Origin of the sequence: Microbacterium arborescens (genome assembly GCF_049707515.1) — a bacterium.
In the GTDB taxonomy this organism is placed as follows: domain Bacteria; phylum Actinomycetota; class Actinomycetes; order Actinomycetales; family Microbacteriaceae; genus Microbacterium; species Microbacterium arborescens_B.
This window is the reverse complement of the sequence record NZ_JBNAFI010000002.1, coordinates 318188-333260: the sequence shown is the minus strand read 5'-3', so window position 1 is coordinate 333260 and position 15073 is coordinate 318188. Positions and strand designations below refer to the sequence as shown.

At 70.1% G+C, this 15073-nt stretch carries 14 protein-coding genes; 1 reads left to right on the top strand and 13 read right to left on the bottom strand.

The features are described 5' to 3' along the window. Positions 1-47: 47 nt before the first annotated feature. The 12 genes from ACPYN5_RS05545 to ACPYN5_RS05490 all read right to left on the bottom strand — a co-directional run bounded on the left by ACPYN5_RS05545 (position 48) and on the right by ACPYN5_RS05490 (position 13417). Positions 48-1121, bottom strand: coding sequence for a cell division protein FtsQ/DivIB (locus tag ACPYN5_RS05545; protein WP_424447985.1), 1074 nt, complete (start codon positions 1119-1121; stop codon positions 48-50). A 3-nt stretch (positions 1122-1124) separates the two neighbouring features. Then, a complete protein-coding gene (gene murC / locus ACPYN5_RS05540; RefSeq protein ID WP_424447984.1) occupies positions 1125-2525 on the bottom strand; it encodes a UDP-N-acetylmuramate--L-alanine ligase in 1401 nt (466 codons plus the stop codon). Positions 2526-2575: 50 nt separating this feature from the next. Beyond that, on the bottom strand, positions 2576-3649 hold the full coding sequence (locus tag ACPYN5_RS05535) for a UDP-N-acetylglucosamine--N-acetylmuramyl-(pentapeptide) pyrophosphoryl-undecaprenol N-acetylglucosamine transferase (protein ID WP_424447983.1): 1074 nt from the start codon (positions 3647-3649) through the stop codon (positions 2576-2578). A gap of 10 nt (positions 3650-3659) precedes the next feature. Continuing rightward, positions 3660-4946 carry a putative lipid II flippase FtsW gene (gene ftsW / locus ACPYN5_RS05530; RefSeq protein ID WP_424447982.1) on the bottom strand — a complete coding sequence of 429 codons (1287 nt, stop codon included), beginning with the start codon at positions 4944-4946 and terminating at the stop codon, positions 3660-3662. Further along, positions 4897-6444 carry a UDP-N-acetylmuramoyl-L-alanine--D-glutamate ligase gene (gene murD, locus ACPYN5_RS05525; RefSeq protein ID WP_424447981.1) on the bottom strand — a complete coding sequence of 516 codons (1548 nt, stop codon included), beginning with the start codon at positions 6442-6444 and terminating at the stop codon, positions 4897-4899. Before murD ends, ftsW begins: the two co-directional genes overlap by 50 nt. Beyond that, positions 6441-7550, bottom strand: coding sequence for a phospho-N-acetylmuramoyl-pentapeptide-transferase (gene mraY / locus ACPYN5_RS05520; protein ID WP_424447980.1), 1110 nt, complete (start codon positions 7548-7550; stop codon positions 6441-6443). Before mraY ends, murD begins: the two co-directional genes overlap by 4 nt. After that, entirely contained in the window at positions 7547-8959 is a 1413-nt protein-coding gene (locus ACPYN5_RS05515) for a UDP-N-acetylmuramoyl-tripeptide--D-alanyl-D-alanine ligase (protein WP_424447979.1), read from the bottom strand. The genes mraY and ACPYN5_RS05515 overlap by 4 nt, the downstream gene beginning before the upstream one ends. Before the next feature lie 28 nt (positions 8960-8987). Beyond that, complete coding sequence (locus tag ACPYN5_RS05510) at positions 8988-10781, bottom strand: peptidoglycan D,D-transpeptidase FtsI family protein (protein ID WP_424447978.1); 1794 nt, start codon at positions 10779-10781, stop codon at positions 8988-8990. Positions 10782-10786: 5 nt separating this feature from the next. After that, positions 10787-11407 carry a cell division protein FtsL gene (ftsL, locus tag ACPYN5_RS05505; protein ID WP_424447977.1) on the bottom strand — a complete coding sequence of 207 codons (621 nt, stop codon included), beginning with the start codon at positions 11405-11407 and terminating at the stop codon, positions 10787-10789. Continuing rightward, the gene (gene rsmH, locus ACPYN5_RS05500) at positions 11404-12363 is read right to left on the bottom strand and encodes a 16S rRNA (cytosine(1402)-N(4))-methyltransferase RsmH (RefSeq protein WP_424447976.1); all 960 of its coding nucleotides are present in this window, start codon (positions 12361-12363) and stop codon (positions 11404-11406) included. The genes ftsL and rsmH overlap by 4 nt, the downstream gene beginning before the upstream one ends. A gap of 99 nt (positions 12364-12462) precedes the next feature. Beyond that, positions 12463-12894 (bottom strand): division/cell wall cluster transcriptional repressor MraZ, encoded by a 432-nt coding sequence (mraZ, locus tag ACPYN5_RS05495; protein ID WP_424447975.1) that lies wholly within the window; start codon positions 12892-12894, stop codon positions 12463-12465. Positions 12895-13045: 151 nt separating this feature from the next. After that, positions 13046-13417, bottom strand: a complete 372-nt coding sequence (locus tag ACPYN5_RS05490) for a DUF3040 domain-containing protein (protein ID WP_424447974.1) — start codon at positions 13415-13417, stop codon at positions 13046-13048. Between the two features lie 68 nt (positions 13418-13485). On the opposite strand from ACPYN5_RS05490, the gene ACPYN5_RS05485 reads away from it, so the two are divergent. After that, positions 13486-14577: a polyprenyl synthetase family protein gene (locus ACPYN5_RS05485; protein ID WP_424447973.1), complete on the top strand. Its 1092-nt coding sequence runs from the start codon at positions 13486-13488 to the stop codon at positions 14575-14577. 15 nt (positions 14578-14592) lie between these two features. Here the strand turns inward: ACPYN5_RS05485 and ACPYN5_RS05480 are convergent, their stop codons facing one another. After that, positions 14593-14943, bottom strand: a complete 351-nt coding sequence (locus ACPYN5_RS05480; protein ID WP_424447972.1) for an Rv2175c family DNA-binding protein — start codon at positions 14941-14943, stop codon at positions 14593-14595. Between the last annotated feature and the right edge of the window lie 130 nt (positions 14944-15073).

Sequence of the window (15073 nt, the reverse complement as noted above, 5' to 3'; positions counted from 1 at the left end):
TTCCCGCGCACGTACGCGGTGCGCTCGAAGGGCGGCGAACGAGAGGGTCAGCGGACGACAGCGGCCTGGGGGGACGACACGTCGTAGCCGGAGGCATCCGCTCGCGCCGCCATCAATGCCTCGAGCGCCTGCAGCTTCTTGCCCGAGTCCGCGGGCCCGCCCCAGACGACGGATCGCCCGTCGGCGAGCGTCAGGGTGACATCGTTGGGCGTGGTCGCGGACAGCACGGTGACCTGGCTGCGCAACGATTCGGGCAGCGAGCGGAACACCTGTCCGGCGGCCGCGAACGTGCTGGAGGACAGACCGCCCTCGACCTCGAGCAGCGGCTGCCCGGCCGGGGGGTCGGGGGTCGTCGCGAGCGCCACGCCCGCAGCGTCGACCAGGGTGTAGCCGGCCTCCCCCTGTACGGCTCCGACCGGCGTCCGCTCGACGATGCGGACGATGAGCTCATGCGGGGGCCGCGCCTCGAGGCTGTACGACTCCACGAGCGGGAACGAGACGAGCGCGGCCTTGACCGCGCTCTCGTCGACGAGCGGCATCGGGGTGCCGAGCTGGTCGGCCAACGCGGTCTGAACGGCCCCCGCGTCGAGCTGCAAGGCCCCCACGATCGTGATCCGCTCGACGGAGAAGAGCGGACTGTAGGCGGCTCCGACGGAGCCCAGGACGAGAGCGACGAGCACGCCCGCCGACACCATCCAGATCCGCCGGCGTCTCCGTTGCCGGGCTGTGAAGCGCCGCACCTCGCGCCGGAGTGCGCGACGTCGCGCTCGCGCCGCCCCCCACAGGTCGCGGGCGGTCACCGGACGGTCCGCACGGGCGTCGTCGCCCGGGTCAGCTGTCGCGGAGCCCCCGGGTTCTGCGCGAGCCGACTGCTCGAACGGGATGATCGGCGCGATGCCGACGTCGCGGCCGCGCTGGTGCCAGAGCTCCTCGACCGGCTGGGTCTCGGTCGCGTCGGGAGATGGCGCCGCCCCGCGACCGCCGTCACCGATCTCCGGGTCGCGGCGCGGGGGGTCGACCCGCCGCGGCGCCACGGTGGCGCGGTCTCCCCCGCCGCCGCGGGCGCCGTCCTGCCTTCCGGTCGACTGCGACGAGGGCGGCAGCGGACTCGGGCGGCGCACCGGCTAGCCCTCCGCCCGAGCGAGCGAGTCGAGGACCTGCGGGATGATGAGGTTCACGTTGCCGCATCCGAGGGTCACGATGAAGTCGCCCTCGCGCGCCACCCCCGCGGTGTAGTCGGCAGCCTCTTGCCAGTCGGCGACGAAGTGAACGCGGCCCGGATCGCCGAAGGCGCCGCTGACGAGCTCCCCGGTCACGCCCGGCACCGGGTCTTCGCGGGCCCCGTAGACGTCGAGGACGACGGTGTGGTCGGCATGCGTCTCGAGCACGTCGGCGAATTCGCGGAACATCTCCTGCGTGCGCGAGTAGGTGTGCGGCTGGTGCAGGGCGATGATGCGCCCGTCGCCCACGACCGTCCGCGCTGCCGACAGCGCGGCGGCGACCTCGGTCGGGTGATGGGCGTAGTCGTCGTAGACGCTGACCCCGCGCGTGACGCCGTGGAGCTCGAAGCGTCGAGCCGTGCCGCCGAATCCCTCGACGGCGCGGACGGCGCGCTCGAGCTCGTACCCGAGGGCCACGAGGACCGCCACTGCGCCCGCCGCGTTGACGGCGTTGTGCGCGCCGGGCACCGCGAGCCTGCCGTGCACGGTCTCCGAGCCCGAGGTGAGGGAGAACGACACCGGCCCCTCGGTCACGATGTCGGAGACCCGGATGTCCGCCTCGGCGGCCTCGCCGAAGGTGACCACGCGGCGGTGCGCGAGCGCTGCGGCGACCCGTGCGGCACCGGGGTCATCCGCAGAGATCACGACCGCTTCGCGCGCGCCGTCGGCGAACCTCACGAACCCGTCGTAGAACGCGTCCCGCGTCTGCCAGTGGTCGAGGTGGTCGGGATCGACGTTCGTGATGAGGGCGATCGAGGTGTCGTAGAGCAGGAAGGTCCCGTCCGACTCGTCGGCTTCGATCACGAAGATGTCGTCGTCGCCGGTGGCGCTCGAGACGCCGAGGTCGGCGATGACCCCGCCGTTGACGAACGTCGGACGCGTGCCGAGTCCGCGAAGCGCCGTCACGATCATGCCGGTCGAGGTCGTCTTGCCGTGTGCTCCGGCCACCGACACCAGGCGGCGGCCTCCGATGAGCCAGTGCAGCGCCTGCGAGCGGTGGATGACGTGCAGGCCGCGCTCCTTCGCGAGCAGGAACTCGGGGTTCTCGGGCCAGATCGCCCCCGTGTGGACGACGGTGTCGGCGTCGTCGGGAAGGTGCGCCGCGTCATGGCCGACGTGCACATCGGCGCCCCGCGCCGCGAGAGCGCGCATGGCCGGACTGTCGGCTCGGTCGGAGCCCGAGACGCGGATGCCGCGGTCGAGGAACATCCCGGCCAGGCCGGACATGCCGGATCCACCGATGCCGATGAAGTGCGCGGCGGTGATGTCGGCGGGGATCGGGAGGCTCAAGTCGGGTCTGATCATGACCTGACAAGTCTAGGTCGCCCGGCTGTGCGGCCCGCCCGCCACGCCACTCAGCGGCGCTGCGCAGCGTCGAGCAGAGCGACCACGTTGGCGGCCCCTTCGCGCGTGCCGACGGCGTCGGCAGCGCGTCGCATCCGTTCCAGCTCGTCGGCGTCGGACAGCAACGGCACGATCTCGCTCCGCACCCGCTCGGGGGTGAAGTCGGCGTCGTCGATGATGCGCGCAGCACCGGCTCGGACGGCTCCCGCGGCGTTGAGCGCCTGCTCGCCGTTGCCCACGGCGTAGGGCACGTACACCGCGGGAATGCCGAGCGCGCTGACCTCGCTCACCGTCGCCGCGCCCGATCGCGAGACGACGACGTCGGCAAGGGCGAACGCCAGATCCATCCGGTCGACATAGGGCACGACCCGGTAGTCCGGCGACCCTCCGCCGGCGACCTCGTTGCGCTCGCCGGCGGCATGCAGCACCTGCCAGCCGGCGGCGACGAGGTCGCGCCACGAGCCGGCCAGGGCTTCGTTCAGCCGCCGGGCGCCGAGCGATCCGCCGAACACGAGGACGACCGGGCGCGCCGGGTCGAGGCCGAAGGCTGCGGCCGCCTCGGCGCGGCGGGCGGAGCGGTCGAGATCGACGATCTCTCTGCGCAGCGGCATCCCGACCACTCGTGCGCCCCGGAGCGGGGTGCCCTCGAACACGATGCCCGTCGCGGCGGCGGCGCGCGCACCGAGCACGTTCGCCAGGCCCGGGCGAGCGTTCGCCTCGTGCACCACGTAGGGCACGCCCTCGCGGCGCGCGGCCACGTAGGCCGGGGCGGCCGCGTACCCGCCGAACCCCGCGACGACATCGACTCCGCGCTCGCGGATGTAGGTGCGCACCTGGGCGACCGCGCGCAGCCATCGCGCGGGGAACCGGACAGCGGCGCCGTTGGGGCGCCGCGGGAAGGGCACCTTGTCGACGATCAGCAGCTCGTATCGGCGTTCGGGCACCAGGCGGGCTTCCAGGCCCTCGCGAGTGCCCAGCACGAGCACGCTGTCGTCGGGGCGTCGGTCTCGCAGCGCGTCGGCCACGGCCAGCAGCGGATTCACATGGCCGGCCGTACCGCCGCCCGCCAGAAGGTAGGTGGTCACCGGATCGAGCCTACCGGCGGGCGGATGCAGCCCGCGCGGGGGCGGGGCGGGCCGTGCGGGCGCCGGCCGCGATGTCCATCGCGGGGCTCCGCACCGGGAGGGTGCGTGCGAACGACAACAGGACGCCGGTGGCCAACAGCCCCGACACCAGCGACGTGCCGCCCTGCGACATGAACGGCAGCGGCACCCCGAGAACGGGGAAGATCCGCAGCACGACGCCGATGTTCACGAGGGCCTGACCGACGATCCAGATCGTGATGCCACCGGCGACGATGCGGACGAACGGGTCGTGCGTCTTGCGCACGATGTGGAAGGCGCCGATGGCGTAGAGCGCGAAGAGGGCGAGGACGACAGCGCACCCGATGAGACCGAGCTCCTCCCCCACGATCGCGAAGATGTAGTCGTTGGCCGCCGCGGGGAGCCACTGGTACTTCTCCCGCGAGTTCCCGAGACCCAGGCCGAAGACGCCGCCGCTCGCGAGGGCCCAGATGCCGTGGAGCGGCTGGTAGCACGAACCCGCGTCCGCGAAGTAGCAGTCGGTCGAGTCCACGTTCAGGAAGCTCATGATGCGAGCCATCCGGTTGGGGCTCGTGACGGCGAACACCGCGGCCGCGCCCACCACGAGGATCAGCGGGATGACGAACAGGCGCAGCTTGACGCCGGAGAAGAACAGGCACCCGAGCAGGATCGCCATGAGGATCATGGCGGTGCCGAGGTCGTGCCCGCCCATGACGGTGCCGATCACGAGGGCGCCGACGGGAACCACCGGGATGAACACGTGCTGCCACTTCGACAGCAGCGTCTGCTTGCGGTACAGAACGAATCCGAGCCAGATCGCGAGGGCGAGCTTCAGGAACTCGGACGGCTGGGCCTGGAAGCCGAACACGGAGATCCAGTTGGTGTTGCCGTCGTTGCGGACGCCGAGACCAGGCACGAAGACGAGCAGCTGCAGCAGGATGCCGGCGATGAGGGCCGGCCACGCGATGCGCTTCCAGAACCGCACCGGCATCCGGCTCGCGATGAACATCAGCGGGATGCCGAGCAGGGCGAACACCGCCTGCTTCAGCACCGTCTCGAAGGGGCTCGCGTCCGCGGTGGCCATGGTCGCCGACAGCACCATGACGAGGCCGAAGCCGGTGAGGATGAGGGCGGTCGACGCGAGCAGCAGGAACTCGCTCGGCACCGGGGCGAAGACGCGTCCGAGCGACACCCGGGCGGTGAACCCGCCTCGGGCCGGGCCCGCGTCGTCAGCGGGATTCGTCGGTGGCGGCGTCGGGCGGCTCGGCGTCGTGGTCACCGTCTCCCCTTCCGATCCGTTCACGCACGGCGTCCGCGAAGCGGTTGCCGCGGTCTGCATAGGAGGCGAACTGATCGAACGAGGCCGCGGCGGGGGCGAGAAGCACGACGTCCCCGTCACCGGCGACCTCGGCCGCCAGTTCGACGACCCGTGCCATGACATCCTCAGTCTGAGTCGCCTCGACCTCGATCACCGGAACCGCCGGGGCGTGTCGTTCGAACGCCGCGACGACGGCCGTCCGGTCCTCCCCGATCACGATCGCCGCTTTCGAGGCGGCGCCGCGGCCGGCGACGAGCGCCGAGATGTCGACGCCCTTGAGGAGGCCTCCCACCACCCAGATCGCTCCCGGGAACGCTGCGAGCGACGAGGACGCCGCGTGGGGATTCGTGGCCTTGGAGTCATCGACCCACGTGACCCCCGCGACGCGGGCGACGATCTCGATGCGGTGCGGGTCGAGTCGGAACGCCGACAGCGCCGAACGGATCGCCGCGGGTGCGACGCCGAGCGAGCGCACGAGGGCGGCTGCGGCAAGGATGTTCGCCACGACATGCGGTGCGGCGAGGTCGCGCGCGGCGAGCTCCGCGACCGTCGTCAGTTCGACGGCGGACGTGTGCCGCTCCTCGTGGAAGGCACGATCGACCAGGATGCCGTCGACGAGACCGACATCGCTGGGACCGGGCACGCCCAGGTCGAATCCGATGGCGCGGCAACCTTCGACGACGTCGGCCTGCTCGACCATCTCGCGCGTGGCGGCATCGGCTTTGTTGTACACGCAGGCGACGCGCGTGTTCTCGTAGACCTGCGCCTTCGCATCGCGGTAGGCCTCGAACGATCCGTGCCACTCGAGGTGGTCGTCGGCGAGGTTCAGGCACACGCTCGCGTGCGGCGACACCCGCTCGGGACCATCGGCCAGGCCGAGGTACCAGAGCTGGTGGCTGGAGATCTCCACGACGAGCACGTCGAAACCACCCGGGTCACGGACGGCGTCGAGCACGGGCACGCCGATATTCCCGCAGGGCGCAGCCCGCAGGCCGCCGGCGGCGAGCATCGCCGCGGTGAGCTGCGTGGTGGTCGTCTTGCCGTTCGTGCCCGTGATGAGAAGCCAGTCGGCCGGCTGCCCGTCGGGACGCACGACCTTGTCGCGGACGCGCCAGGCGAGTTCGATGTCGCCCCAGACGGCGATTCCGCTCTCACGCGCCCATCGGATGACCGGGTGATGGGGCGGGAAACCCGGCGAGGCGATCACCACGTCAGGCGCGTGGGCGACGACCGCGTCGGGAACGCGCTGCAGCGAGCCGTCGTGAAGCGAGACCCCGATGACGGGTAGGAGCCGGGCGTACTCGGCATCCGCGCCGTCGGTCGCGACGAGCACGTCGGCGCCGAGCTCGGCGAGGGTATCGGCAACGGAGAACCCCGTGACCGAGAGCCCGAGCACGACGGCGCGGAGACCGCGCCAGTCGGCGTGCCAGCTCGTGAGGTCGTGCAGGCGAGCGGTCATACGGCGGCCAGCCAGGCGACGTAGAACAGGCCGACACCGCAGACGGCGAGCATCCCCGCGATGATCCACATGCGGACGACGATCGTGACTTCGGGCCACCCGCGCATCTCGAGGTGATGGTGGAACGGGCTCATCAGGAACAGACGTTTGCCGCCCGTCGCCTTGAAGTAGTAGCGCTGCAGGATCACCGAGCCGGGGGCGATGATGAACACGCCGGCGATGATCACGGCGAGCAGCTCGGTGCGCGAGAGCACGGCCATGGCGACGATGACGCCACCGATGGCCATCGACCCGACGTCGCCCATGAAGATCTTCGCCTTGGGGGCGTTCCACCACAGGAATCCGACGAGCGCACCCACGAACGATGCCGAGATGATCGTGAGATCCATCGGGTCGTTGGTGGTGTAGCACGCCGACTCGTAGGCCGGCACGAGCGCTCCGCTCGCGCAGCGCTGCTGGAACTGCCAGAACGTCACGAGGCTGTAGGCCGAGACGGTGAAGATTCCCGCACCCGTCGCGAGGCCGTCGAGGCCGTCGGTCAGGTTGGTCGCATTCGACCACGCCACCGCCTGGAAGGAGATCCACGCGAGGTACAGGAGCCATCCGGCGACGCCGCCGAGCGCCATGAACGACAGCCAGTCGATGTCCCGGAACAGCGACACGAAGGGACGCCCGACCGGCTGGCCGCCGTTGTTCGGCACGAGCATCGCGAGGACGCCGAAGGAGACCGCCACGATGACCTGGCCGGCGACCTTGCGCCATCCCGACAGCCCGAGGCTGCGCTGCGACCGCACCTTCATGTAGTCGTCGATGAATCCGACGATGCCCAGGCCCACCATCATCCAGATCACCAGGAGACCCGACATGGAGGGGGGTGCTCCACCGGTGAAGGTGCCGACCAGGTAGCCGACGATCGTGCCGATGATGAAGATGATGCCACCCATGGTGGGCGTGCCCCGCTTGGCGTGGTGGCTGGGGTTGCTCGCGTCGTCGGGGGTGCGGATGACCTGCCCCCAGCCCAGCTTCTCGAAGAGCCGGATGAACAGGGGTGTCAGGAAGAGTGTGAACGCGAGGGAGATCGTCGCGGCCGTCAGCAGGGATCTCACGAGAAGAATTCTCCCAGACGATCGCCGAGGTGCCGCAGTCCCGCCGAGTTCGACGACTTCACGAGCACGCGATCGCCCGGACGCAGTTCATCCACGAGGTAGTCGTAGGCGGCGTCGGCATCGGCGAAGAACACCGCCTCGCCGTCCCATGAGCCCTCGCCGATCGCGGCGAGATAGAGCCGGCGAGCCTCGGCCCCGACGACGACGATGCGCTCGATGCGCAACCGAACGGCCTGCAGTCCGACGCGGTCGTGTTCATCGCCCGCGAACTCGCCCAGCTCGCTCATGGCCCCCAGCACGGCGACCTTGCGCTCACCGGGCTGGGTGATCTGAGCAAGGGTGCGCAGTGCGGCCGCCATCGAGTCGGGGCTGGCGTTGTACGCGTCGTTGATGATGCGGACCGATTCCGACCCGAGGGGCTGCATGCGCCAGCGCTCGGCAATCTCGACGGTCTCGAGCCGCTCGATGGCAGCATCCAGCGCGACGCCCAGCTCGAGTGCGGCGGTGATCGCGGCCAGGGCGTTCATCACGTGGTGTTCGCCGAGCACGCGCAGCCGCAGCGGCAGGCGCTGTTCTCCGACCACGATGACGCACGAGGTGCCGGACGCGTCGACCTCGACGTCCTCCGCTCGCACCTCGGCGGTCGGCCCGCGCCCGAACCAGCGCACACGGACGCCGCGCGCCTCGGCGACGGCGGCCATGGTCACCACGCGGGCATCGTCGGCGTTGAGCACCGCCACGCCGCCTTCTCGAACGGCCTCGACCAGCTCGGTCTTCGCCTTCAGCGTGGCCTCCACCCCGCCGAAGCCGCCGGCGTGCGCCATGCCGACCATCAGCACGACACCGACGTCGGGGGTGACCAGGCCCGCCAGACGCGCGATCTGACCCGAGCCGTCGGCCCCGAACTCGCTGACGAGATAGCGGGTGTCCTGGGCCACGCGGAGCATCGTGAGCGGCGCGCCGACGGAGTTGTTGAACGACGCGCGCGGCGCGACCGTGAGGCCCTCGCCCTCAAGGATCCGGGCGAGGAGGTTCTTAGTGGTGGTCTTGCCGTTCGATCCGGTGATTCCGACGACGCGGAGGTCACCGGACTCGCGCACGCGGCCGACGACCTCCCGGGCCAGATCGGCCAGAGCCGTCACCGCATCGGCGACGACGATCTGGGTGATGCCTGCGTCGACACGGCGCTCGACGATCGCCAGAGCTGCGCCGGTTTCGGCGGCGGCCGGCACGAACAGGTGCCCGTCGGTGGCTTCGCCGGGCTTCGCCACGAACACATCGCCCGGGCCGATGTTCCGCGAGTCCGTGTCGACCGTCCCGCTGACGGGGGTCTCGGGGGTGTCGCCAGCGGCGAGGTGGAGGGTGCCCGAGAGCACTCGGGCGATGTCGGACAGCGGGAGGGAGATCATGTTCAATCCTCGGACGCGCTCACGCGCGTCACTGGGTTACGGGCAGCAGCGGCGTCTGCGAGTCGGAGGGCATGATCCGGTAGTGCTTGAGCACCTGGGTCATCGCCTTCTGGAAGGCCGGACGATTGGCCGCCGACAGACGCAGGGTCTTCGGCTCGTCGAATGCGGTCAGGACAACATACTTCGGATCGTCGGCCGGCGCGTACCCGACCAGCGACGTGTAATACAGGTTGTCCTTGTACGCGCCGGTGTTCGGGTCGACCTTCTGCGCGGTTCCCGTCTTGCCCGCCATGCGGTAGCCCGGGATGGCGATGTCCTCGGCGAGCGTTCCCTGCGCGAAGACGTTCTCGAGCATCGTGCTCACCTGGCTCGCGGTGCTCTCCTGGATGACGCGTACCGGATCCGGAAGCTCCGGTTCGGTCACCGTGCCGTCAGCCGCCGTGCAGGATTCGACGAGGCTCAGCGGCTCGCGGACGCCGCCGTTGGCGATCGTCTGGTAGACGCTCGCGACCTGGGGAGCGGTCACCGTGAAGGCCTGTCCGAACGTCGTCGTGTAGTAGGTCTGGTTGTCCCACTGGTCGGTCGGAATGTATGTGCCCTTGGGCTCGCCCGACCAGTTCAGCGCCGTGCCCTCGCCGACGCCGAACTTCTTCAGGTACTCCAGACGCGTCTCGGGATCGACCTGCGAGCCGAACTGCGACAGCGCGACGTTCGACGACGTGACGAGACCGCCGGTGAGAGTGAGGTTCTGCGCCTCGTGGTGCTCGGAATCGTTGACCACGGCGCCGTTCGGGAACTCCATGCGGTCAGGCGACCATGCCGTCGACAACGGCGTCAGTCCTGCCGCCTCGATGGCGGTCGCCGCCGTGACCGGCTTGAACGTCGAGCCCGGCTCGTACGAGTCGCGGAAGAGCCGGCTGCCCCGGTCCGCCGGGTCGGATGCCTGGATGTCGTTGAGGTCGACGCTGGGGTATTCGGCGGCGGCGCGGATCTTGCCGGTGGCCACCTCGACCACGAGGATGGATCCACTCTCGGCGCCGAGGTTCTGCGACTGCTCCGCGATCAGCTGCTGCATGTACCACTGCAGGTCGCGGTCGATCGTGAGCCGTAGCGTGCCGCCGTCGACGGGCGCCGGGTCCTGCACCTCGGTGCCGGGGATGACGACGCCGTCGAGGCCGCGCATGTAGCGGATCTTGCCGTCGCTGCTCTGCAGGCATGAGTTCTGCAACGACTCCATGCCCTCGAGCGGCGCCTCGTCCGACCCGACGAACCCGATGACGTTCCCGGCGACGGCGCCGTCGGGGTACGTGCGGTGCGGATTCGCGTCGAAGCCGACGAACGGCAGTTTGAGGTCGGCGAGGGCCCGGTACTGGGCGGTCGAGATGCCGCGGTCGAGGTAGGCGAATCGCGACTCGGGATCGGCGGCGACGGCGGTCGTGACGATGCCCTCGACCTCGGCGGCATCCTGCCCGGTGACCGCGGCGATCTCGGCGGCCAGTTCCGGCCAGGTGATCGTGATCGTCTCGCCCGCGTCGTTCTTGCGCTTGATCCCCTGCGCGGCCAGCTTCGGGTCGATCTTCGCGTCGTAGACGGAGGTCGTCGTCGCGAGGGTCGCCCCGTTGGTGTCGGTGATATTGCCGCGCGTGCCGAACACGTCGCTGCCGGCCTCCATCGCGAGGTTGCGCGCGTCCGTCTCGTGCTCGTCGGCATTGACGACCTGGATGTCGACGAGCCGGACGATGAAGGCGACGAGAACGATGAGGACGACGAGGAGCGCGACGACCGTACGGCGGCGCGGACTGCGAGTGGCTCGGGTCGTCATAGGTCTCAGTGTGTGGTCGGGGCGGGCAGTCCATCGGCGATGGGCGGGGGTGTCGCGTGATCGGCGCCGACCAGCTCGTCGGCGCTCACGCCCGTCTCGAGGCTCGCGGCGGGGTCGGTCACCAAGGGAACGCCCGCGACCAGCGAGTTCGCCACGGCGGCCCGACCCAGTGCGTCGACGTTGGAGTCGGCACCCGCGGCGCTCGCGGAGCCGAGCACGGCGCCGTCGCTCAGGCGGAGGTAGTTCGGGGATTCGGCGATGACCATGCCCAGGGCGGAGGCGTTCGCGGCGAGGTACTGCGGCGATGCGAGCCCGGCGAGGTCGTCCTGGAGGATCTGCTTCTGCCAGGTCAGCTGCCGTTCCTGCTGTGAGAGGGACGAGATCTCGTACGAGGTCTGCGTCGTCAGGATCGACAGACCCATCTGCACGACGCCGATGAGCACCGCCCCCGACACCGCGATGACGCCGTAGAGCAGGCGCGGCTTCCGACCTCGCGCGGGGTCGGCGACGAGCCGCAGCTCGCGCTGACGCTCGCCCTGCCCCTCGCGAGGCAGCCGGCCGGGAACGCTCGCGAAGAAGTCGTCACCGAGCTGCGAGGGGATGCGGGCGGTGTTGTCGGCAGTCACGAGGCCTCCCTCATCCGTTCCGCCGCGCGCAGCCGGACCGGCTTCGCGCGGGGGTTGCGTTCACGTTCTTCCTCGGACGCCGTCTCGGCCCCGCGCACCAGCAGCCGGAATCGCGGCGCGTGCTCGGGCAGCTCGACCGGCAGACCGCTGGGCGCGGTCGACGACGAGGCCTCGGCCAACACCCGCTTGACGGCGCGATCCTCGAGCGACTGGTACGACATCACGACGATCCGACCGCCGACCGCGAGCGCGTCGAGCGCGGCGGGCAGCGCACGCTCGAGGACGGCCAGCTCGGCGTTCACCTCGATGCGCAGCGCCTGGAAGACGCGTTTGGCGGGATGACCCGAGCGGTCGCGCTGGACGGCGACCGGGGTCGCGGCGATGAGCACGTCGACGAGCTCGCCGGAACGGGTGAGCGGAGCGCGGCCCCGGGCTTCGATGATCGCTCGCGCGTAGCGACCGGCGAGCTTCTCCTCGCCGTAGCGCTCGAAGATCCTGCGCAGATTGCCTTCGCTGTAGGTGGCGAGGATCTCCGCGGCTGTCGTGCCTGCCGTCTGATCCATGCGCATGTCCAGCGGAGCGTCCTGGGCGTACGCGAAACCACGGTCGGCCTCGTCGAGCTGCAGAGACGACACTCCGAGGTCGAAGAGGATGCCGTCCACGCGTCGGATGCCGAGGGAGGCCAGCGCCGTGCCGATGCCGTCGTAGACGGTGTGCACGAGGTCGACCCGATCGCCGAAGCGGGCGAGCCGCTCCCCCGCGATGCGCAGCGCGTCGGTGTCACGGTCGAGGCCCACCAGTCGCACCCCGGGGAACCGCTCGAGGAGCGCCTCGGAATGCCCGCCCATGCCCTCGGTGGCGTCGACGACGATCGCGCCGTCGCGTTCGAGCGCGGGGGCGAGCAGTTCGACGCAGCGGTCGAGGAGCACGGGGGTGTGGATGTCGTTGTTCGTCATGGCTTCGGCGGGGCTGCCCCGGAGTCCTGATCCCCCTCCGCCGCGACCTGACACCGGGGAAGTGCGTCAGGGCCAGCGGCTGAGGATCAGAGCCACGGGTCAGAAGAGTCCCGGAATCACCTCCTGCTCCATGTCGGAGTAGGCGTCTTCGTTGCCGGCGGCGTAGGCGTTCCACGCATCCGCATCCCAGATCTCGGCGTGCGCACCGACACCGGTCATGATCAGCTCGCGCCCGAGGCCCGCGTAGGTGCGCAGGTGCGGCGGCACCGTGATGCGGTTCTGACTGTCGGGCTTCTCGGCGCTCGCGCCGGAGAGGAACATGCGCTGGAAGTCGCGGGACTGCTTGTTCGTGAGGGGCGCCTCGCGGATGCGCTCGTAGACGCGCTCGAACTCCACGGTGCTGAAGACGTACAGGCAGCGTTCCTGGCCACGCGTGACGACGACACCGGGGCCGAGATCATCGCGGAATTTGGCGGGGAGGATGACGCGGCCCTTCTCGTCGAGCTTCGGGGTGTGCGTGCCAAGAAGCATGGTGCTCCACCACCCCCTCCCGGCCCGTCGGTGCGCACCACTTTACTCCACTTTGCTCCACTTCACTATGCATCCGGTGGCCGTTCCTCCCCTGGGCACAAAAAAAGAGCACCGACCCGAAGGTCGGTGCTCTGGAGTGAAGCGGAGGGCGTCAGCGTTCGCCGTTGCGACGATCCCATCGATCGTTCATGCGATCCATGAAGCTCGAGGACCGCGCCGTCGGCTTGCGCGTGCCCGTCGTCGCGGGCGGACGGCCCGCCGTTCCGTTGCGGGTCGGGGTGAGCGCCAGGACGACGCCGCCCACCATGACGAGGAAGGCGACGACACCGATCGCGATGATGCTGCTCGACACGCCGGCGATCAGGCCTCCGAGACCCAGGAGGACGAGGACGGCGCCGTAGACGATGTTCCGGTAGCTGAGGGACTGGCCTTCGCGCGGCGCGCTGACGACGTCTGCTTCGTTGCGCATGAGATGGCGTTCCATCTCGTCGAGCAGCCGCTGCTCCTGCTCTGACAGTGGCATGCATCCCCCTCTGTTCGGGTATCGGTGCGCCCGATTCTACGCGCGCTGATGAGAACTAGGCTAGGCCCGTGACGAGCTCCGCCGACCCGATCTCGACCGTTTCCCAGCGACTGGAAAGCTTCGCGTCGGATCGACGGGCCGAGGTGGCCGATCTCGGAGCCGAAGCCGCGGATTTCGTCGATCGCGCGGTCGCGGCTGTCGCCGGTGGCAAACGCCTCCGCGCGCGATTCCTCGCGGCCGGTCATGCGGCCGCCGCCGACGCGCCGGTCGGGGCGGAGTCGCCGATCGGCGTCGACATCGCCGGCGTCGCGGCCTCCCTCGAGCTGTTCCACGCCGCCGCCCTCGTCCACGACGACCTCGTCGACAACTCCGACACGCGACGCGGACGCCCGTCCTCGCATCGCGCGCTCGAGGCCGACCATCGGCGATCCGGATGGCTGGGCGACGCCGACGCCTTCGGACGCGCTGCGGCGATCCTGCTCGGCGATCTGCTGATCGCCTGGAGCGACGACATCCTCGAAGACGCGATCGACGGGCACCCGCACGCCTCGGACGTCCGGCGGCAGTACGCCATGATGCGCCGCGACGTGACGATCGGACAGTACCTCGATGTCGCCGAAGAGGCGGCGTGGGCCACCGCCCCCGACGACGAGCACGCTGCGCGCGCTCTGCGCGTGGCCTCGTACAAGTCCGCGCGATACAGCGTCCAGCAGCCGCTCCTGATCGGCGCCGCACTCGGCGGCGCCAGCCCCGCTCAGCGCGAAGCGCTCGGGGAGTTCGGCCACGCCGTCGGCCTCGCCTTCCAGCTCCGCGACGACGTGCTGGGCGTCTTCGGCGACTCCGCGATCACCGGCAAGCCCTCGGGCGACGATCTGCGTGAGGGGAAGCGGACGGTCCTGATCGCCTACGCCCGGGAGGCGCTCGACGACACCGGACGCGCAGACATGGATGCGGCGCTCGGCGACCGCACCCTGGACGACGCCACCATCAGGCACTTGCAGGACGTCATCGATAAGAGCGGTGCCGTCGAACGGCTAGAACGCGAGATCGACCGCCTCGCTGCTTCAGCCGATGCCGCTCTCGATGGCGCTCCGATCGGAGAAGCCCAGATCGCGACGCTGCGGGAGATCGGACGCGCGGCCATCCGCCGTTCCTTCTGAGTCGGGCTTCGTCCCTCAGGCGAGGGTTTGAGCGATCCGACGGACCTCGGTCTTCCGGCCTGCGCGCAGGGCGGCGATGGGTGCCGCTCCGATCGATTCCTCGACGGCGAACAGCCAGTCGATGGCTTCGTCGTCGGAGAAGCCGACATCGCGCAGCACCGTGATCGTGCCGCGAAGCGAGGACAGCGGCGCGCCGTCGAGGAAGAACGCCTCCGGAATCCGGAAGGTGCCGTCCCGTCGCGAACCGATGAGGTGATTCTCATCGAGAAGCCGGCGAACCCGGCTGAGCGTCTCGCCGGTGAGGTCGACCACCTCCGGCAATGCCAGCCAGGACAGGGGAACGGCGGGGTAATCGGCAGTGCTCACCCTCTCACTATGTCATCTTCGAACGGCCACCGGACCCGCCTCGCGGCTGTGTTTCACACCAGTCACACGCGTCACTTCGGTTGACACCTCTCACAGCGCCGTGTCAGCGTTTCGGAGACCTCCGAGAAGG